This is a genomic window from Simiaoa sunii (genome assembly GCF_014337175.1).
Taxonomy (GTDB): domain Bacteria; phylum Bacillota; class Clostridia; order Lachnospirales; family Lachnospiraceae; genus Acetatifactor; species Acetatifactor intestinalis.
Genome location: NZ_CP060633.1, coordinates 3,366,183 through 3,386,053 on the forward strand (window position 1 = coordinate 3,366,183; position 19,871 = coordinate 3,386,053).

A 19,871-nucleotide genomic window follows, 5' to 3' on the forward strand; every position below is an offset into this window, starting at 1 on the left:
ATTATTTTGAAAGGATTATTGGAAATCTGCTGCGGCAGCTTCGAAGATGTGAAAACCGCCTGGCAAAATGGTGCCGACCGGGTAGAACTTAACAGTGCGCTGTATCTGGGTGGTCTCACACCTTCTACGGCCAATCTGATCTGTGCAAAAGAGCAGTGCAGCATCCCTATTGTAACAATGGTCCGCCCAAGAGGAGGCGGCTTCTGCTATTCCCAGGATGAATACGAGACCATGCTCTTAGATGCCCGCATACTTTTAGAGCACGGAGCTGACGGTATTGCTTTCGGCTTCCTGACAGAGGACCATGCCATCCATAGGAACCGGACACAGGAAATGATCGACCTCATCCATAGCGCCGGAAAAGAAGCTGTATTTCACCGGGCGTTTGATTGTGTTGTGCAACAGGAACGTGCGGTGGAAGCATTGATCTTACTTGGTGCGGACCGGATCCTCACCAGTGGTGGTGCACCCGATGTATGGTCGGGCAGAACGCAATTGCAAAAGCTGCAAAGCCAGTATGGTAAGGATATCACATTTTTAGCCGGAAGCGGCGTGAATGCACAAAACGTAAACGCTCTGATGGAATATACGAGCATAGAGCAGGTTCATACATCCTGCAGAAGCTGGCAGCCGGATGCGACCGCCTCCCTGCAGGACGTGGACTTCTCTTATGATAGAAACCGAAAGAATGCATATGAAGCAGTGGATGCCGGAAAGGTGAAAGAAATGCGGGCAGCAATGCCTATATTGTAATCAGCCCATGTTCTAAGCAAAAATCGTAGACTCCGTCTTCTTCCACCGATTTGCACGTGCAGGTGGCGTGGGCTTTGATCTCATCCTTTGCATTCCCCATGGCCACACCGGTGCCGACTGCTTCCAGCATCTCGATATCATTGAAGCCATCTCCAAAAGCGATGGCTTCCTCCTTTGTAAAGCCAAAATGCTGAAGTACCGCGCGCACAGCGTTTCCCTTCCCACATTCCAGAGGAATGATATCAGCCGCTCTGTCCCACCACGCTGTAATCTGTGTATGGTGCGTACCATAGAGAATCCTCTCATACTCTTCTTCCCGGCAGGCACACATCATCTGATAGATATCCTCATGAACCCGTTCATCGAATTGTTTATCTATTTTCAGCATCTCATTACCGAATCTGAAATACTGCTCCAGATCCGGATCTGTACCGTTGGTGATGATAAAATGTTCGTTACTTATTGCTACCGCCCTATGCATGTCTTTCAGATTCTGAAGAAGCTGAAGCTTGTCCACCCGATCAAGCGGGCACTTAAAAATAATCTCGTCTCCTACTGTTACATAAGAACCGTTAAAGGTCAGAAGAGCATCGAAATCAATTCCCGGAAAACGCGGTGCCGACAGATATCCTCTTCCGGTCGCCACACACAGCTTTACCCCATTCTGACGAAGAGAAGTTAACGCATGCAGTGTCCGCTCACTTAACTCTTTATGGCCCATCTTCAGAAGTGTTCCATCGACATCAAAAAATGCAATTTTAATCATGCTTGCCACCTCCGTCCGGCTCACAGGATATATTCCATCTGCCGTTCTTTTGTCTTCATTCCCATCTTTTCATAAAAGTGCTCTGCCAGCTCGCAGGGGGTGTATTTCGTAGTACCCGGTATAAAAATATCCGGACGGATCTCTGCATGTATCTGTAATACCTGCCCCAACAGTGCTAGAATTCTTGGAATGTCCTTTTTCTCTGCCTTGCGAATCTTCATTTCTATTTTACTCCTTTATTCGGCAAATCCCGTTTTATTCTTTTTATTTGATTCCATCCTTTGTCTTCCCCAGCCTTCTTTGCAACGGAAAATTTATAATCCTGCAGTTCTTCTTTTCTTACTTAATACCCCAAACAAAGCCAATAAAAATATTCCAATTCCAAGCAATACTCCAGCCACTTTCATTAATTCATTGTTTGTATACTCTGTATCCGGAAGAATCCCATACTTGTAATAAGAATAACTAACATGGTCTGTGGTATATGCAGCTATGGAATCTCCTACATCATATTCCGAATATACAAATTCCGGTACTTGCATTCGCTTGTGATAATCATTCACTTTTCCATTGTTGTAGTAGAAGAAATAATTCTGAGATATTGTATCAGCCGAAGCATCTTCAGCCCTTTTACCTGTAATCACAATATCCTCCATATAATAATCTTCTCCCAGTACCATCTCTTCCATTTGTGTATGAAATGCTTTAGATGTCAAAAGTATATTTATCAAGACTGTAATGAAAGATATACTTAAAATAATGAAACAAATCCAAAACAAAATTTCCTTTTGCTTTCCACTTAATAGTTCTTTTGATTCTTGATGCTTAACCAATTTATTACTCATTCCATAATACCTCTAAAGTACTTTTCCTTCTTCCTTCCCTTCGCCCAAGAAGTGTATCTCACTCAAAGAACTCGGGCAATCCCGATTGTATAATCACTTAATTTAAGGGTTTCATTAGCTGTTATATTTTATTAATAAACTCCCCGCTAACCCTTATAAACACTAACTTTTCTGTAGGTGAGCTTTCCCTTAGGTATTCCCTTGTGTTATATCGTTTCACAAGGCTTTACGAACCCTCGTAAGGGAAAAAATAAGGGAAGCAAAATCGCATAACACATTATAGCATAATATGAACGGACTGTGTGAACTGCTTGAAATGCTTTTTGAATTTTACAGAAAAGAGGATTGATTGTGCAAAGGCAGAGGAAGGATTAAAGACAACACCTAATTCAGAGTGTGCCTTGAATGCTTTGGCAATAGACAATCCTGTGAAGTATGCTCGACTTTATCTTGACGGTACTATGCAGATGTGGATAGATGCGGAAGATTCGTTGGTTTCTTTAAGGGGCATTTTTCTCCCCATAATGTTCTTTCATCTGGCAACATTTAACTGTCACATGAACATAACAGCTATTTCTGCTTATTCGCATTGTGGTTCATTATATTGAATAAAAATAGCATAAAACACAACGTAATCGGAAACAAGAGTCCAATGCGCATGCCCACATGAATACTACCTCCAAACATGTCCGCAACCCTTCCTACAATGGCTGGACCTATGCTTCCTCCAAGATCACCTGCCATTGCTAAAAGTGCAAACATTGCAGTTCCTCCTGTTGGAAATGCCTTGGAAGAGATGCTGATTGTACCGGGCCACATGATTCCTACAGAAAACCCACATACAATACATCCAGCAAGTCCAATGATCGGATTTTCTGAAAATGACGCTAATAAATAACATACAAAACATAAGATACCGGAACCAATCATAAATCTGTTTAGTTTCATTTTATCACTGGCTTTTCCAAACAACACTCGTGAAATTCCCATCGTCACAGCAAACATACAAGGTCCGGCAATATCTCCCACTGCCTTTGAAAAGCCTAGGGCTGATTCTGCGTACGCAGATGCCCATTGTGCCATTGCAAGCTCCGATGCCCCGGAACAGACCATCATCACAATGGCAATCAGGAACATGGGATTTGAAAATAATTTTCTGATTTCCATTCCCTGTCCTTCCTCTACTAATGATTCAATCGGACAAGTTGCAAAATTAATAATATTGATAGCAGGAATTAATGCAAAAATAACAGCAAGCCATTTCCAGCTGCCAATTCCAAATAGCAGAAAGAAAACGGTCGAAACAAGTATAGTTCCAACTGCTCCCCAACAGTAAAAGGAATGCAGAAGGCTCATAGTAGCCTCCTTGTTCTCAAACGGACATGCTTCCACAATAGGACTTCCTAAAACCTCGATTAAGCCACTTCCAATCGCATACAAAATGACACTTATAATAATACCAATAAACGGAGATGGAATTATTTCCGGTAAAAATGCCAAACCTACAAGGCCTGCAGCCGAACATACTTCAGAAGCAACAATGCATACTCTATATCCAATTTTGTCCACGTACTTGGCACAAAACAAATCTACCAAAAGCTGTGTAAAGAAAAAGGATGTTGATATCATAGCAATGTTTCCAAGTGAAATATTGTAATCTGTATGAAATTTCAGAAATAGTAAAGGTGCAAAATTCGCAGCAACTGCCTGCGTAATAAATCCCAAATAACATGCCAATTTTGTCTTTTTATAATTCTTCATCATTTTTCCTAAACTCTCTTTGTTGTTATTCTTAGATAATGCTCATCTCCACACCAAACACTTCCCTCATAGAACGCACCTAAGTATCTTGGTTCACAATTCACTATAAATGACTTTTCAATAAGCATTAACATAAATTCATTTACCTGTTCCTCATTATCTAAAATGATAGAAATACATTCTTTTTCATCACATAAACCAAATTCAACCTGTGCAAACATTTATCTTCTCCTTACGGCTAAATAGAACTATATAGCAATTTTGTTTATTTTTCACTATATAATATCGCAATTATGCTGTATAATATCGTAAAACAGATTGTTCAGGAGGGGACTGCCATGTCGCAGAAAGAAAAGAAAAAGCTTGTAAGTATAAAAACCGATGATACACTGATGGAAACTGCTTTACATGGGACTCATCTTTTTCCATACAAACTCTATGATGATAACATAACCGATTATGATTTTAACTGTATTGACTGGCATTGGCATACCGAATTTGAATTTGTATATATCGAATCCGGTATAGTTCACTTTAATGTAGGAGAAGATAATTTTGACATGTCCGAGGGACAGGGAATATTTATTAATTCCAAAGTTGTTCATAAAATGCATTCCGAAAATGACGCTGTAATTCCAAATTTTCTCTTTCTTCCGTCTCTGATTGCTCCGAAAGAAAGTTTAATCTATCAGAAATTTGTGTTACCCTTTCTGAACTCATCTTTGGGTTATTACATTTTTTCTTCTTCACAGGAATGGCAGAAAGAAATTTTGTCTGAAATGCAAAAGCTTATACAGTTTAGCAGAGGTGAAATAAATGAACTACAAATATCTGTTCAATTACAAAAGATATGGGCACTCATAACTTCAAATGTTATTTGTTACCCAGAAACTCAAAATGTGAATTCTTCCTCACTTGCACGGTTACAAATGATGATGCAGTTTATACATTCGAATTACCCTGAAAGCATTTCTCTTTTGGATATTGCCAAAGTTGGGGAAGTGAGTATCAGTACTGCCTTGAATTTGTTTCGTAATGTACTGAATACATCTCCTGTCAACTATCTGATATGCTACAGGTTAAGGAAGGCAGCATTACTTCTTACCAATACAGAAAAAAAAGTAAGTGCCATTTCAATAGAAACTGGATTCAGTAATACAGATTATTTCTGTAAAACATTTAAGAGAATGTATTCCTTAACTCCTACAGAGTATAGAAACGTAAAGAAATGAATTATCCGACGAAAAAAGGGCGACTTATCTCGCCCCTTTATCTCTGCTATGGTAATTCCTTTGTGTATGCTGCTGATCAGCTTCTCTTTCACTTCCACACATTAAGGCATACCTACACCACCAAATTTCACCTGTTTTATTAAGGAATTTAATAATTGTTATATTTTGTTATCAAATTTCTCACAAACTATTGAAAACACTACGTTTGTGACAGGTGAGTTTTTCCTTATATGTTCCCTTGTGTTATATCATTCCACCAGTGTTTACGGACTCTGGTAAGGGAAAAGCAAGGACACAAGATGTCCGGTGGACATCTGCTCTGTGCCGACCGAAGCGGCAGCGGAGACCAACAAATCATATAACACAGTATAACACAAAATGAAACTGACATTAAATAAACTTAAGACCGAATTTCATCAAATATGAATTTCGGTCTTTTTACTCAGTTCTACTTCCGGTTCCAAAGCGTCAGCAATTGTTCGCGGATCGGTGCATAATGCTCCCCCATAAGTCCGAAATCCATCTCCTTATAAGTCCAGACAGCACAGCCGATACCGAACTGCCGGAATACGGTATCCACATCCATGAACCAGCGCAGGGTATCTTCTACAGGAGCCTGATCAATAACACCGAATTCTCCACAGTACAAAGTCACTCCGGCATTTTTCGCAGCAGTAACCGCTTCCATTACCATTTCCGTGATAAATTCGGTTCCCATAGTCTGTGACTGTGCCTTGCAGACTACTTCTCCCTGATATCCGATGGGCAGCGACTTTGTACGATAATAGTCCATTGCTTCCGGATAATAGATATCTTCGGTCTGGCTGATGGTCGGTACCCAGTGTGCTTTCTGATGGGTAAACAGTAACGGCTCATAGAAATGGAACGTGAACAATATATTTTCATCCTTGGGCTTCTCTAACAGCTTCAATGTCTTCACACTGTTCCATTGAATTCCGCCGTATATAATAATGGTGTCTCTGGCTATTCGGCGAATAGCGTCCACCGTTTCCGCAATGAGCAGATTCCACGCTTCCGCATTTTCCTGCTCTACCACTTCATTCAGAAGTTCAAACGCAACATGAGTCTCGTTCGCATAATGCTCTGCAATCTTGATCCACAGATTTACAAAACGCTTCTGCACCATTTTATTTGTAAACAGAATATTCTTTTTCTGATCCCCGGCATTATTAAAATCATAGCCATACGCTTTATGCAGATCCAGTACAATATTCAATTCCTGCCGCTTACACCATTCCACCGCTCTGGTCACGTAGGCAAAGCCCTCTTCTCTGGTTCTGCCATATTCATCTTCCAGTACTTCATAATCAATTGCCAGACGTACATGGTCAAATCCCATGGAAGCAATCTTACGAATGTCTTCCTCCTGAATAAATGCATCGTAATGTTCTGTGCTATGCACGCACTGAGATAAATAACCACCTAAATTAATACCTCTCTCTAATTTCATGCTCTTGTCCTCCTGATCCTTTGCAACGGAAAAGTTATAATCCTGCAGTTCTTCTTTTCTCTATCATATAATTTGAAACAAATTTCATATATCGTTTCTATATTATTTTTGTCGTTTTTATGCTATATTATTTATAGCATCAGCGTGCCACTATCTTCACTCCACAAGAGAAAGAATCGCAAAGCGGTTTTGAAAAGCATTTTCATAATTTCAGAAAGGTGTCCATATGAACATTCCTCAGGAACTTCTCTATCAACAATATGTCCGCAGAGAATTAGAGACTTATCGCGCTCCTTATGATCCTGAGCTGGAATTCTACAGCTATGTCAGGCAGGGAAATACCGAAAAAGTAAAAGAATTATGCCGTGAATCTTTTCAGGAAAAGAAAGGCCTGGGTATCCTCTCGGATTCTCCTCTGCAAAATCTGAAATACCACTTTGCCATCACCGCTGCCATGCTGGCAAGATACTGCATTGAAGGCGGCATGGAAGTCACAGAGGCTTATGATCTCAGCGACTACTATATTCATAAGGCGGATCTCATGAAATCAAAAAAAGAAATTTCCACCCTGCACCCACAGATGTGTCTGGATTACACTACTCGTATGGAAAAAATGCATAGAAATCATGCCTGCTCCCGTCCGGTTGCCCAGTGTCTGGAATATATCTATGATCATTTACATAATCGTATCACTGTCCCGACGCTCGCCGCTCATGCCGGCATATCTCCCGGTTATTTAAGTCACCTGTTCGCAAAAGAAATGGGAATTTCTGTCAGTTCCTATATTCAGAGCAAAAAAATAGAGACCGCTCAGAATATGCTTTGCCATTCCGATTATGCGATCTCTGTAATTTCTACCACCCTGGCGTTTCCCAGTCAAAGTTATTTCACATCTGTATTTCGGGAAAAGACCGGGAAAACACCAATGCAGTATCGTGCAGAACACTTCCGCACTTCCAGCATCAAATAAAAATCCGGAAATGTTCTTATCTCTGCCGGGCCATGGCAGGTGAAGATTTACAGGATAAAACACCATGATTATATATCACTCGTTCGATACCCTGACTTCATGCAATTTCACAGACAGGAAACATTTCCATCAAAGATGCTCCTGTAAAAAGAATTTGTCCTGTTGAATCCCGATTTTCTCAATTCTCCAAACTTGAATTTTCAAATTAGTCTTTGCAAATAACCTTTGAACCTTCACCGTCAATTACAATTCCCTGACGGTTGTTAATTGGGCATAGATTCAAATCCGAAAACTCAGTCATTATTTTCTCGGTAACTTTCTTAAATGGTGCTGTAAGATAATGCGGAAGAACATAGAAATCAATCAAATCAAGCCCTGCATCATCTTCTTGTGAGTAGTCCTCCGGCTTTTCATCCATTTGCTGGATATATTGGATGCTTGGAGCGCATATAATTGCGCCTGCCGACTCGCCGATCATCAATTTTCCATTTGCCAATTCCTTTTTCAATAGCCCATCAGTTCCCGTTTTACGGAGCTGGTCCATAAGAAAGAAAGAATTTCCGCCGGTAAAATATATCACATCTGCTTCTTCAAAAACAGACTGTATCGTTGAATAAGCCTCCGTTGAAATATCAATTTCAGTTACGATTGCTCCCAACTTTTTGAATAATTTTCGAGCCGAGCCGACATAACCGGTGTAGCCTTCACGCAGTGAAGCTGTTGGAATAAATGCGACTTTCTTATTTTCAATTTCTTCCTTTATCAGACTTCCCACACTTGAAAAGTGCGAACATAAAAATAGTTTCATCAATATTCTCCTTTATAAATTTCGATTTATTTAGCTCATTTTATCAAAAACGGTAAGAGATAAAACGGTTTCAACAATAAATTTTCTTCTTTTCCTGCTTCTTTCTGTGATATTAAATACGCCTTGCTAATATTCTGAGAGAATTTTCTGCGGAATTCCCTTATGGATTCATGTTTTCCGGATCCTGAGGACTTAACTTCAAATGCATTTATTTTACTTCCTTCCGAAATCAGGAAATCCACCTCATAATAATGCGTACTCCCTTTTTTCTCCCAAGTATGATAGTACAGTTCTCTCCCGGAGGCTGTAATCATTTGAGCAACCAGATTCTCATAAAGATATCCCAGATTTGCCGGTAATTTATCGGAAAGTAACTTCGCATAAATATCATTTTCCGTCACCGGACGGTCAATAAACATCAGTGTAACAAATAATCCTGTATCTGAAAGATATAACTTGTAACTGTCAAAATCTTTCGTGTCCGTCAGGCTGACTCTTGGATTGGTAGAATTATAGCATGGCAGAACTGTTTTTGAATCTATCAGCTCGTATAATAATTCTTCTGCTTTCGTGTTATTTCTTTTTCCGATTGCTGTGGTAATACGATATTTTCTTGCATCCTTTGCCAACTGTGCCGGAATCGCATGATATAATGCCGATATTCTTCCGGACGCATCAATTTTCTTAAAGTCTTCCTCATACAGAGATATGATCTGCCTTTTTACCATATCTATTTCTGAAAAGTTTTTTCCATTAACATAGGCTTCTACTGCCTGTGGCATCCCCCCTACTGCCATGTAAATTCTCAAATCTCTCATTAATTTACGGTTAGTTGCCTGTCCAATAGCTGCTCCGCTATCATAAATCTGTTGCAGCAGCCCATAATTACTGCCCGTGGCATCACAGAATTCTTCGTAATCCATGGGATATACTTCTATCTTCATTTCCTCGGATGGAATCAGGATGTCCTTTACATTTTTCTTTATCGAGATTAAAGAGCCTGTTTCCAAATAACTGTATCTGCCATCATGTATAAGATGCTTTATTGCCTGTCTGGCTTTTGGAAATAACTGTACTTCGTCAAAAATAATGAGGGACTCGTGTTCATACAATGTGATTCCGGTTTCTGCCTGCAGCCTCAGAAAAAAGATATTCAAATTTCCTATATCATCGAAACATTCCAGAATATTACTTGTTGTTTTGGAAAAATCAATTAAAATATAAGACCTATATTCATTTTTTGCAAATGTCTCCGCAATAGTCGACTTGCCAACTCGCCTTGCGCCTTCCAACAATACCGCATATTTTTCTGAATATAGCTTTTTCCATTCCAATAATTTATCGTATACTTTTCTTTTAAAATACATAACTACCTCCACCATTATAAATATGTTATATCACATAATATACGTTTCTTCAATTTGCATATTGCATATTATGTGCATTTCTTCAATATTTATTGCAACGGTTTTGTGCTTACATTCAAAAAGTTCTGTAGTTATGGTAAATAAATTTTTTCTGTTCAAAAATGCTGAAAATCTTTCTAAAGCTTAAAAACAAATCGAAAGAGTAAATGCATCACTAACCCCGTGCACGAAAGCAGCAGCCCCATCTTTACAGGCTTTGTAGATGCCTTCTTTAATTGTATGCTTCCAATAATAATTCCCGCCAATGATGAAACAAATGGCAATAAAATCATTATAGCTGCAACCCAAATAAACTTCCAGCCATTTTCCACCATCCCAAACCATCCCCTATGCGAAAGAACAGGAATTACAGGTAATATCACATTAATAATGCCTAAAATTAACACAAACTGATGTTTCTTTTTCACTCTTTTCTCCTTCGTTAACTTCCGATTTTTCGTTCTCTGCGACTTTCCAATAAACTGGAATTTATCTAAGATATTATTTGTCTATTAATTCCGCAATCTTAAAGATCCCACAGAACTTTTTACTTTTCATTTATATTTTGTGCAAAATCCCTATGACATTGAACCCCAATACTTGATAAAATAAATATGACATAAAATGTCGCTTATCCATTGTCAGACGGATAGGCGACATTTTTGTGTTTATATGAAATTTTTTATTATTTTTATAAGGAGGGCTTACTATGCCAAAAACAAAATTTCAGGAATTCATTTTTACCTTTATCACATCCGGCTGTATGATTTTTATCATGGGCGTTTATAATGTCGCCATCCACACCGGCGAACTTCAGGCTGCTACCTCCAAACACGCACTGCATTCTTTCCCATTGGAATGGTTCATCGGGCTTCTCTGTGTATTCTTCATTGCCAGCAAAACGTCCAAATACTTCGCATTCCGCGTGGCAAAATCAACTGACCGACCAATCTTCATCATCCTCTGCATCCAGACCTTCACAGTCTGTACAATGGTGCCGCTTCATATTCCGTCACCTGTTCGCTTCCACCAACCAAGGAAATGAATCTAAAGTCGAATACGAAATGGAACAGCAGGGATTTGCAGAATAATCTATTGATAATATCGTATACTATAGTGCCTCCTGTGAGTTATCTATTTGCACACAGGAGGTCTTATCATTTATTTTTCCATATTTCTATTTTCAAATGTAACTATCTTTTTCACACACCAGTCTTTCATAATCCAGGAATCCCCGAATATACATTTCCTTTGCCACATGCCCTTAAATTGTAGATAATTATTGTAAGAGTGAAAGTACACCCTGGTTAGACTGATTAGCCTGTGCAAGCATAGACAACTCGGATGTTGTCTCCGATATTTACATATTCTCCCTCTTTAAGCGATAATTTAAGCATTCTGTATACCTCCATGCACTTGATTTAAGCTATTTCCATGCTTATGTAAAATGTAACAATTCTTAGAGAAATGTTGCATTTTTAGTTTTGTATGTATTGAAATCCAATATAGCCAAAAGCAGACTTTGATGAAAAAGCATTTGCTATGATTGGTCCGAATGCTCCGCAAGATGTAAAAGACGCATGGATGGAAGCGGCTAAAGAAGTAAATGCGAATGGCTTAGGAATAAAGGGGAACGGAATGTTGAGCCACATATCGCAAATGATGGTGCAAAGACTTAACAAACAGCTTAAGGGAGAAGGAGATGTGGATAATCTGGATATTTTGGGCAATACAACAGAATCTGCAATCCAAGCAACGAAACAAGCACTTTATAATTTGGATCACCCGGTAGTATACACTCCCTAAAGTATAGAGGTTCAGCAAGCTTGTATTAAAGAACGGGAATTTTATGTTGCGTTTTTGGAAAAGTTAGAAAAGTTATAATCTTTGTATCAAACGGTGCAGTTACTACGGTAACAGCGACATTAAAAGTTAATTATAACTACTCATATTAAATGCAATGTGGGATAGATTTAATAAATTGAGTTGGAAGGAGGTGTAATAGTATGTCAATCAGTATATCAGGCAGTAGTTACGGACACCAGGGATATAGTAGCATCAACGTAAACAGTAAAAAGTATGAGGGCAAATATCGTTCTGCTATGTATGCGGCAGTAAAGGCAGCGAATCCTAACTGGCAACCGGGACAGCCGTTTGGTTCTAGCATATTAGATAGCGTCAAAAGGGAATTGGTGGAGAGCAATCTAGTACAAAGTGGCAATCAGTTTGTCAGAAAATCTATTGATTACAGTGTTTAAGTTCATGCATATATTGAGACTGTTGTTTCAGAGTGTTGTTATACTACCAAAAATGGAGCTGCATAGTAATTTTGTGTAGCTCCATTTTATGGGATTCAGGCTTGTTAAGAGCGGTATACGCCTGCTGTAAGAAAAAGTATTGATTGTAAGTTATATGAGGAAAAGCTTATGTGTAGAGTAATCGCAGTATCAAATTCACACCAAAAAGTTCGGTATAGCGATTAGGATTTCTCGAATCCGTAAACCCATTTTCCACGTAAGAACAGATACAGAAAAATCGCGGAGCTGATACCCCAAGTCAATGGGTATGCCCAGAAAATCACTCGTATATCCGGGAGAATACGAACTGCCACAGTAATGTAGCTTACGCGAAACAAACACCAGTCACAGAGCATAACGATCATCGGAACGGATGCATTACCTGATCCACGAAGTACTGCTGCGATGCAATGAGAAAACGCCAGCAGACAATAAAATAACGCAATTGTTCTGGACTGCATGACTCCATAATGTACAACATCAGGATCTCTGTTAAACGCTGTGATCAGTACCGGTGCTGCCACATATATGATAATACCGATCAACTCTGCAATAGTAATCGAGCAGAAAACTCCAAATCTTGCTCCCTTTTTCGCCCGGTCATACTGTTTTGCACCCAGATTCTGACTGACAAAGGTTGTCAGAGCCATTGTAAAACAGGTCACCGGCAAAAATGCGAATCCCTCTATCTTGGAGTAGGAACCACATCCTGCCATCGCCATTTTTCCAAATGCATTTATATTTGACTGTACAAAGACGTTCGCGATCGCGATCACTGAATTCTGAAAACCGGATGGTACACCATTCTGGATGATCTGCTTCAGCATAGAACTGTCAAAACGAATCTCTCGCAATTCCAGACGGTATTCTTCTTCCACACGCAGCAGATGAACCATACAGAGCAGTGCACTGACAAACTGTGAAATTGCGGTTGCAAGTGCTGCTGATCCGACTCCCATGCCAAGACCTGCGATAAAGAAAATATCCAGAACGACATTGACACAGGAAGAAATAATCAGATATATCAGTGGATGGCGTCCATCACCGACCGACTGCAGAACTCCAACAAAGATATTGTACATGACAACACCCATAGACCCTGCAAAATATGTACGGAAATACACAATAGATTCCGGGAGCACGTCCGCAGGAGTTCCCATCAATACCAGGATCTTTGGTGCCAGAAGCATTCCCAAAACTGTCAGCGCAGCACCGGCCACAAGTCCAAATGCAACCGTTGTATGGATTGCCTTTTGCAGGCAGTCTCTTTTTTTGGCTCCGTAATATCGTGCAATAACAACACCTGCGCCCATGGCAATGCCGTTAATAAAACCTACCATCAGAAAAATCAGATTTCCAGATGAACTGACTGCCGCCAGTGCATTACTTCCTAGAAAATTTCCTACGATCAGGGAATCAGCAGTATTATACAATTGCTGGAACAGATTTCCCAGAAACAATGGAATTGCAAAAAAAATGATCTTTTGGGAGATACTTCCCTCTGTCATTCTCAGACTCTTTTTCATAGCTAAAATTACTCTTCCCTTTCCTGTGTCCTTTGGATCAATAGAGATGAAGGACTGCTTGTAGAGCTGGAATTTGGAACGTGCTTTATAAATTTTTTCCGATCCCCTCAAGTTCGTTCATGGAATCTTTGTTTTTTTCAAGTTCATCTCTGGCTGTTGCGTAATATGATTTTTGGAAAAGCATATCCCATGAAAGATATTTTGCCATACAGTCAAACTGCTTATCAATCAGCTCATACTGGATACTGTCTACGGGAGAACCGCCTACAACAATCGTGCCAACTTTTTTATTTTTTAACTGCAATCCACGGCAGTAGCACTTATCAATGATAAGTTTCAATTGTGCTGACATTCCCCACCAATAAACTGGTGTAGCAAAAAGAATCATATCTGCGGCAGCAATTTTATCAATGGTAGAATTTGTATCATCCTTATCGATGCATCCCTTAGAGCATTGACAGACACCACATCCCTTGCATGGTGCAATGTTGAGTTTGTCGGGTTCAATGATTTCAATTTTATTCTTTTCTGACGCTCCTTTTATAAATGCATTGATTGCTGCCAGCGTATTTCCTTTTCTGGCACTTCCATTAATGATTACAATTTTCATGCGTGTATCCTCCAACTTCCGATTTTAATGTCTCTATTATACCATAATGATACTATTATAAAAAAGGAAAAAGAGCTCCTTCGAGCTCTTTTGATTCAGTTCTGTAAACTTGAAGTTGTTTATCCAAAATGAAATGGAATAACCATATCAAGTAAAACCGCAAGAACTATACTAATCGTTCCCATTAGCGCAGAACTCCTCAATGTGTCTCTCCTCAAAACAATAAGTCCAATAATAAAGACTATCACTTCCAAAACAGATTTTGCATTAAAATACCAGCATCCATATACAAAGCACATATTGAACAATACTGCCAAAATCAGCGCTGATAGTATAAATGCCAGTTTGCTTTTCCCCTTTGCATACCAACAGACAAAAGCCAATAATGGAGAAACAGCTGTAAATCCAAACCAAATCATCGCATAACTTCTTGGGAAAAATCCTGCAATATAGTTTGAATACAAATAGTAGCTTGCAACCATACCAACAAAGAATACAAAAACATTGATGCTTGCTCTTATTGCAGAATTGCTATAAATAGAAATACACAGTGCAATCAATATCCAGATTGCAAAACGCCCAAGAAAATTACCAATATCTAAGACTCCATTTATTGCCATAAGCACACCTGGAAGTTCAGTTTGACGAAAATCCAGATATTTTGAGAAAGTTCCCAAAGCTATTCCGAGAAACAATATCGCTATGGTATTTATAAGTTTTCTATTATTGGATATTGGATTTTCTGCATTCCTTATATCATTCAAAAAATTTATCATAATTACCCTCACAAATTCCGATTTGTTAGTTTGTTTTATTATAGCACATGCAAGCTCATTCACAATGAAAAAAGAGCAACCGATTTTTATCGATCACTCTCTGCCGTGTGGTTAGTCCTTTGTTAGTTTTCTGTTACCATTCAAATAGGACATACCGTTTCCCCCATAAGCTTTCCAGTCGTTATTTTTCGTCAACAATTTGAAAGCTGAAAGCTTTTAGCTGATAGCTTTTATAATTTTCTTCTCATGATCTTTGGTAAATTCACTCAATTCATACGATCGGATTCTCTTATTGACTAATATAGGAATCACAAATCCATTTTTTACCAGTATCGTCAGTCTGTTAATAACCGTTTTATTTGTTACCGACAATTCTCTGCTAATTTCAATCGGAGTAAACTCTCCCCGATAATTTTTCATTAAAAACAATAATAGCTCCTTTTCTTTCCCTTTCAGAAAAGATAGACTTCCTGCAATATCTTCCTCCTCAGAAGCCAACTGTAAGTCACAGACTTTTCCCGAATACAGTTTCACCATTCGCAGAAAATAATTAATCCAGATCTCCGGATGCGGAGGATTCTCTCTTCCGGAATAATACAATGCCGGAAGTCCCATCTGAATAGATTCATAATATTCATCTATATCGTATGCAAAATATTCTTCTAACGATCCGATTCCATTAAATCCGTAACCGTTCAAGTCCATAATATAACCGGATAACAGTCTTGCTGTTCTGCCATTGCCGTCTTCGAACGGATGTATTGTCACTAATTGATAATGCACCACTGCTGCTACGATCAGAGGGTGATCATCCGTAGTATTTACATACTCCACTAATTCATCCAAAAGTCCCGGAATGTCACAATATTCCGGGGGAATATAATCCGGATTCCCTGTTTTGGAATCATACACTGCAAACAGAACTCCGGGCGGCATAGGTCCTCTGAGACCTATTTTTTTTTTGGACGCCCCATTTTCCACCAGTTTCTGTACATCTAAAATAAGTTTCTTGGAAAATTTTTCTTTATTCTTCACCTTTTCTTCGAGAAAATTCAACGCCAAAAAATAATTCCGGACTTCCTGCTCCGGTTTCAGATAATGCTTTCTTTCATCACTTTCTATTACTTCGTTCACCTGTTTTTCCGACAAGGGATTTCCCTCTATCTTGTTCGAGGCATACGAACTTTTTTTCTTTGAATTTTTGCGAAGCTTATTCATAACTGTTTTGGAGAGCTTTACTGACGATACTTTATATCTATTCTGTTCAATTTCTATAATATATCTTAAAATTTCATTCGTTAAAGTCACTTTAATCATATAAAAAAGCCTCCCTTTCAAATATTATTATATCCAAAAAGGAGAACTTTTTCCATTAATATTTCACTATTTTTTCACTATTTTCCACTTCTACTTTTCATCAACGACCTGAAAGATGTAGAACTTGAGGTAATAGCTCTCGTCCGCTGCCCACAGGATTGGATGATCCGGGCCCTGTGTCTTGAATTCTACCTGGCGGAGACGCTTATGCGCACCATGAGAAGCTTCCCGGATTGTTTTGGCAAAAAGCTCCGGATCCATGAAATGGGAGCAGGAACAAGTTACCAGGAATCCGCCGTCTTTCACCAGCTTTAAGCCCCTAAGATTGATCTCACGATATCCTTTTACAGCATTTTTGATGGAATTGCGGGACTTGGTAAAAGCAGGCGGATCCAGGATCACCACATCATATTTCTCGCCCTGCGCTTCCAGCTCCGGCAATAACTCGAAGACATCCGCACATCGGAAGCCTACCGTATTTTCCAGTCCGTTCAGCTTCGCATTTTCCGTTGCCTGATCCACAGCCAGCTGAGAAGCATCCACACCCAGAACACTCTTCGCTCCGGCGATTCCCGCGTTCAATGCAAAGGAGCCGGTATGCGTGAAGCAGTCCAGTACTTTTTTATCCTTACAGAAACGATGAATGGCGGCACGGTTATTCTTCTGATCCAGGAAAAATCCGGTCTTCTGTCCGTCCTCTACATCCACCATGTAATGCACACCGTTCTCCACAATCTCTACTTTCGTGTCAAACGGTTCGCCGATGAAGCCCTTGTAACGCTCCATCCCCTCCTGTAAGCGTACCTTGGCATCACTCCGCTCGTAGACACCGCGGATGGCAACACCATCCTCTGCCAGTACTTTCTTCAAAGCATCAATGATCACAAGCTTCCACTTATCGATTCCCAATGCCAGAGATTCTACTACGAGCACATCCGAGAATTTATCAATGACAATACCCGGCAGGAAATCCGCCTCTCCGAAGATCAGACGACAGCTGGAGGTATCGATGGTCTCCTTGCGGTAATTCCATGCATCCCGTACCCTCTGTTCAAAAAATGCCTCATCGATCACCGTATCCTTCCTGCGCGCCAGCAGACGGAGTGTGATCTTGGAATTGGTATTGATATAACCGTATCCCATGAAATAGCCGTCAAAATCATGAATGTTTACAATGTCACCATTCTCAAACGTCCCCAGGATGGATGCGATCTCATTATCGAATACCCACATTCCCCCGGCTTTCAGCGTTCTTCCTTCTCCTTTTTTCAGCGTTACCGTTGTATTGTACATAGAATTTCCTCTCTTAATTTCGTGGTTTTATCGTTTTTGCAACTTTTTCTTCTATCATATTCGTTTTTTGCTTGACAATCAATGGGTTTTTATTTATTATTTTAATGTTGACGCGATTCGCGTTAACAAAATCGTCGCGTGGCTCAGTTTGGTAGAGCGCTGCGTTCGGGACGCAGAGGTCGCAAGTTCGAATCTTGTCGCGACGACGAAAAATAAGCTTCCACAAATGTGGAAGCTTCAGACTGTAGACAAAGTTGCTCTGGAATTTACATCCCAGAGCAATTTTTCTTTTATGAAACAAATTTTGTATAAAATTAAATTTCTGAGAGTTTTTCTTTCCTTCAACAGTCCCCTTTTTTCCTTAATCTTTGCTAGCTTTTTCAAATTCATACACGCATATGTAAGCCCGACCTTCATTTCCATCCGGGCTTTTCCGTACATCTGTGTATATCGAAAACCATGATTCTCCTTTGCTGTTCCAAAGATTCTCTCTATGGTTTCTTTTCTCTGTGCATATAAATCCTTCATTCCCAACATCTGACGGATATCTTCGCAGATTTCCATGTATGGTTCCCATATATGGCGGGTTACTGTTTTTACATGATCTCTGCTTTCTGTACACTGTGAAAGATACGGGCATTCTGCGCAGGCCGCACCGCAGCTTTTATATTCTCGATATCCGTCCTTGTTGGTTGTGCGATATGTCAGTGTCTTATTGTTTGGACAGATATAACAATCATAATACTCATCATATACATACTCATACTTCTTAAAAAATCCATCTTTGGTCATTGGCCTTTTGTAAGGTAAAAGAGGTTTTATGCCATCATCTATCAAAAGTTTTGCAATTGCCGGAGTTTTATATCCTGCATCTGCAACCAGTGTTTCTATACCGATATTCTTGATTTTATCATACAGCCCCTTAAAAGTTCTGCTGTCATGCTGATTTCCAGGATTAATTGTATAACCAAGAATCCAGCCATTTTTATCACAGGCAGTTTCTATTGCGTAGGCAAATACATTCTTGTGTTCCCCTTTGCGGAACCATCCACTTTCAGGATCCGTAGTGCTACACTTTATTGTTTTAGTATCTTTTGGAATGTCATCTGTGAATTCTTTTGGATCACCTCCGGCTGATGGTGTACTGTCGTTATCATCATCGTCCTTGTCACTCTTTTCTTTCAGAGGTTTCTTTCCATGAGCTTCCCTGTCTTCGTTGATTTCCTTTTGTAAGAGTTCCTCATAGAACAGGGCTTCTTCGTGGGCAATTCGTTTCTGCATCTTCTTGTTATTTGCTCTTGCCTTTACATGAGTGGCATCTACAAAAACCTCTGTAGGGTCAACCAGCTTAAATTTGTAACACTCCATCAGGATATGGGAAAAAATCTGTTCAAAAAGATCGGTATTCTTAAAGCGTCGTGTATAGTTTTTCCCGAATGTAGAAAAATGTGGCACTTTATCCATCATATCTAAACCAAGAAACCATCGGTAAGCAACATTTACCTCGATTTCTTTGCAGGTCTGCCGCATACTTTTGATTCCATAAAGATACTGGATAAAAGGAATCTTAATCAGCATTACGGGATCCATACTGGGACGACCATTATCCTGTGAATATTTTTCGACTACAAGGTCATAGATAAAGTTCCAGTCGATTGCTTTATCTATAATTCGTAGAAGGTGATCCTGTGGAACCATGTCATCCATGCAAAGAAACTGTACCTGTTCTCTTTTTTTATCTGCATTCTGAGTCATCATAAATAGAAGTACCTACCTTGATTTGATACTTCTATTATACCAGAAAGGTGCCGAAAAATCCGCATAAACACTGGACATTCTGGTACTTAGCAAAGAAAAATCCCGCACAGTAGTGCGAGACTTTGTCTACAGTCTGAAGCTTCCACAAATGTGGAAGCTTATTTTTGTTTGCCTCAACGTATTGCACCTGTGACCTGTATCGGACTGAACACATCGTTCGGGCGCAGAGGGTCCACGAGGTCCGGGGGACCTCGGCCTGGACCGACCGAAGCGGAGCGGAGA

General features: G+C 39.7%; 20 protein-coding genes, 1 tRNA gene and 3 pseudogenes. 8 read left to right on the forward strand and 16 right to left on the reverse strand.

The window, feature by feature from the left end:
• The first annotated feature begins 6 nt into the window (after positions 1–6).
• The gene (locus H9Q77_RS15605; protein ID WP_249326163.1) at positions 7–753 is read left to right on the forward strand and encodes a copper homeostasis protein CutC; all 747 of its coding nucleotides are present in this window, start codon (positions 7–9) and stop codon (positions 751–753) included.
• On the opposite strand, the gene H9Q77_RS15610 is transcribed toward H9Q77_RS15605, so the two are convergent.
• From H9Q77_RS15610 to H9Q77_RS15620, 3 genes and pseudogenes are all read right to left on the reverse strand, one after another.
• Entirely contained in the window at positions 743–1,519 is a 777-nt protein-coding gene (locus tag H9Q77_RS15610; RefSeq protein ID WP_249326164.1) for an HAD family hydrolase, read from the reverse strand. The two genes, H9Q77_RS15605 and H9Q77_RS15610, sit on opposite strands and share 11 nt — an antisense overlap.
• A gap of 80 nt (positions 1,520–1,599) precedes the next feature.
• Positions 1,600–1,740 (reverse strand): annotated as a pseudogene (locus tag H9Q77_RS15615) (GNAT family N-acetyltransferase); the annotation flags it as partial.
• Between the two features lie 93 nt (positions 1,741–1,833).
• Positions 1,834–2,364, reverse strand: coding sequence for a hypothetical protein (locus H9Q77_RS15620; RefSeq protein WP_249326168.1), 531 nt, complete (start codon positions 2,362–2,364; stop codon positions 1,834–1,836).
• A 341-nt stretch (positions 2,365–2,705) separates the two neighbouring features.
• Between H9Q77_RS15620 and H9Q77_RS15625 the strand changes: the two are divergent.
• A pseudogene (locus H9Q77_RS15625) lies at positions 2,706–2,858 on the forward strand (DUF6061 family protein); the annotation flags it as partial.
• Positions 2,859–2,934: 76 nt separating this feature from the next.
• Here H9Q77_RS15625 and H9Q77_RS15630 read toward each other — a convergent pair.
• Together H9Q77_RS15630 and H9Q77_RS15635 are read right to left on the reverse strand one after the other, a co-directional pair.
• Entirely contained in the window at positions 2,935–4,125 is a 1,191-nt protein-coding gene (locus H9Q77_RS15630; RefSeq protein WP_118692852.1) for an MFS transporter, read from the reverse strand.
• Between the two features lie 8 nt (positions 4,126–4,133).
• On the reverse strand, positions 4,134–4,346 hold the full coding sequence (locus H9Q77_RS15635) for a hypothetical protein (protein WP_022350130.1): 213 nt from the start codon (positions 4,344–4,346) through the stop codon (positions 4,134–4,136).
• 117 nt (positions 4,347–4,463) lie between these two features.
• On the opposite strand from H9Q77_RS15635, the gene H9Q77_RS15640 reads away from it, so the two are divergent.
• On the forward strand, positions 4,464–5,357 hold the full coding sequence (locus H9Q77_RS15640; RefSeq protein ID WP_022350131.1) for an AraC family transcriptional regulator: 894 nt from the start codon (positions 4,464–4,466) through the stop codon (positions 5,355–5,357).
• A gap of 448 nt (positions 5,358–5,805) precedes the next feature.
• Here H9Q77_RS15640 and H9Q77_RS15645 read toward each other — a convergent pair whose 3' ends face one another.
• Positions 5,806–6,828: a glycoside hydrolase family 5 protein gene (locus tag H9Q77_RS15645; protein ID WP_118545337.1), complete on the reverse strand. Its 1,023-nt coding sequence runs from the start codon at positions 6,826–6,828 to the stop codon at positions 5,806–5,808.
• Between the two features lie 226 nt (positions 6,829–7,054).
• Between H9Q77_RS15645 and H9Q77_RS15650 the strand changes: the two genes are divergently transcribed.
• Entirely contained in the window at positions 7,055–7,798 is a 744-nt protein-coding gene (locus H9Q77_RS15650) for a helix-turn-helix transcriptional regulator (RefSeq protein WP_118545335.1), read from the forward strand.
• Positions 7,799–8,003: 205 nt separating this feature from the next.
• On the opposite strand, the gene H9Q77_RS15655 is transcribed toward H9Q77_RS15650, so the two are convergent.
• The 3 genes from H9Q77_RS15655 to H9Q77_RS15665 form a co-directional block, all read right to left on the reverse strand.
• Complete coding sequence (locus tag H9Q77_RS15655) at positions 8,004–8,606, reverse strand: Type 1 glutamine amidotransferase-like domain-containing protein (protein ID WP_118545333.1); 603 nt, start codon at positions 8,604–8,606, stop codon at positions 8,004–8,006.
• Between the two features lie 35 nt (positions 8,607–8,641).
• The gene (locus tag H9Q77_RS15660; RefSeq protein ID WP_148447758.1) at positions 8,642–9,973 is read right to left on the reverse strand and encodes an ATP-binding protein; all 1,332 of its coding nucleotides are present in this window, start codon (positions 9,971–9,973) and stop codon (positions 8,642–8,644) included.
• A gap of 176 nt (positions 9,974–10,149) precedes the next feature.
• Positions 10,150–10,440, reverse strand: a complete 291-nt coding sequence (locus tag H9Q77_RS15665) for a hypothetical protein (protein WP_147366152.1) — start codon at positions 10,438–10,440, stop codon at positions 10,150–10,152.
• A gap of 281 nt (positions 10,441–10,721) precedes the next feature.
• Here H9Q77_RS15665 and H9Q77_RS15670 point away from each other — a divergent pair, with 281 nt between their 5' ends.
• A complete protein-coding gene (locus tag H9Q77_RS15670) occupies positions 10,722–11,057 on the forward strand; it encodes a DUF2798 domain-containing protein (protein ID WP_118552403.1) in 336 nt (111 codons plus the stop codon).
• A gap of 271 nt (positions 11,058–11,328) precedes the next feature.
• Here the strand turns inward: H9Q77_RS15670 and H9Q77_RS16875 are convergent, their stop codons facing one another.
• Positions 11,329–11,424, reverse strand: coding sequence for a carbon storage regulator (locus H9Q77_RS16875; protein ID WP_334293124.1), 96 nt, complete (start codon positions 11,422–11,424; stop codon positions 11,329–11,331).
• Between the two features lie 103 nt (positions 11,425–11,527).
• Here H9Q77_RS16875 and H9Q77_RS15675 point away from each other — a divergent pair.
• Both H9Q77_RS15675 and H9Q77_RS15680 read left to right on the forward strand, forming a co-directional pair.
• Positions 11,528–11,896, forward strand: a pseudogene (locus tag H9Q77_RS15675) (hypothetical protein); the annotation flags it as partial.
• Between the two features lie 122 nt (positions 11,897–12,018).
• Positions 12,019–12,270 carry a DUF3879 family protein gene (locus H9Q77_RS15680; RefSeq protein WP_118545325.1) on the forward strand — a complete coding sequence of 84 codons (252 nt, stop codon included), beginning with the start codon at positions 12,019–12,021 and terminating at the stop codon, positions 12,268–12,270.
• A gap of 221 nt (positions 12,271–12,491) precedes the next feature.
• Here the strand turns inward: H9Q77_RS15680 and H9Q77_RS15685 are convergent, their stop codons facing one another.
• The 5 genes from H9Q77_RS15685 to H9Q77_RS15705 all read right to left on the reverse strand — a co-directional run bounded on the left by H9Q77_RS15685 (position 12,492) and on the right by H9Q77_RS15705 (position 17,831).
• The gene (locus H9Q77_RS15685) at positions 12,492–13,835 is read right to left on the reverse strand and encodes an MATE family efflux transporter (RefSeq protein ID WP_118545323.1); all 1,344 of its coding nucleotides are present in this window, start codon (positions 13,833–13,835) and stop codon (positions 12,492–12,494) included.
• Between the two features lie 85 nt (positions 13,836–13,920).
• Positions 13,921–14,445, reverse strand: coding sequence for a flavodoxin family protein (locus H9Q77_RS15690; protein ID WP_118545321.1), 525 nt, complete (start codon positions 14,443–14,445; stop codon positions 13,921–13,923).
• A gap of 119 nt (positions 14,446–14,564) precedes the next feature.
• A complete protein-coding gene (locus H9Q77_RS15695) occupies positions 14,565–15,221 on the reverse strand; it encodes a hypothetical protein (RefSeq protein WP_004851532.1) in 657 nt (218 codons plus the stop codon).
• Between the two features lie 216 nt (positions 15,222–15,437).
• Positions 15,438–16,370 (reverse strand): Fic family protein, encoded by a 933-nt coding sequence (locus H9Q77_RS15700; RefSeq protein ID WP_249326171.1) that lies wholly within the window; start codon positions 16,368–16,370, stop codon positions 15,438–15,440.
• 258 nt (positions 16,371–16,628) lie between these two features.
• Complete coding sequence (locus H9Q77_RS15705) at positions 16,629–17,831, reverse strand: class I SAM-dependent rRNA methyltransferase (protein ID WP_249326172.1); 1,203 nt, start codon at positions 17,829–17,831, stop codon at positions 16,629–16,631.
• 132 nt (positions 17,832–17,963) lie between these two features.
• Here H9Q77_RS15705 and H9Q77_RS15710 point away from each other — a divergent pair.
• Positions 17,964–18,037: transfer RNA gene (locus H9Q77_RS15710), tRNA-Pro, on the forward strand.
• A 31-nt stretch (positions 18,038–18,068) separates the two neighbouring features.
• Here the strand turns inward: H9Q77_RS15710 and H9Q77_RS15715 are convergent.
• A complete protein-coding gene (locus tag H9Q77_RS15715) occupies positions 18,069–19,589 on the reverse strand; it encodes an IS1182 family transposase (RefSeq protein ID WP_249325600.1) in 1,521 nt (506 codons plus the stop codon).
• Positions 19,590–19,871 lie beyond the last annotated feature (282 nt).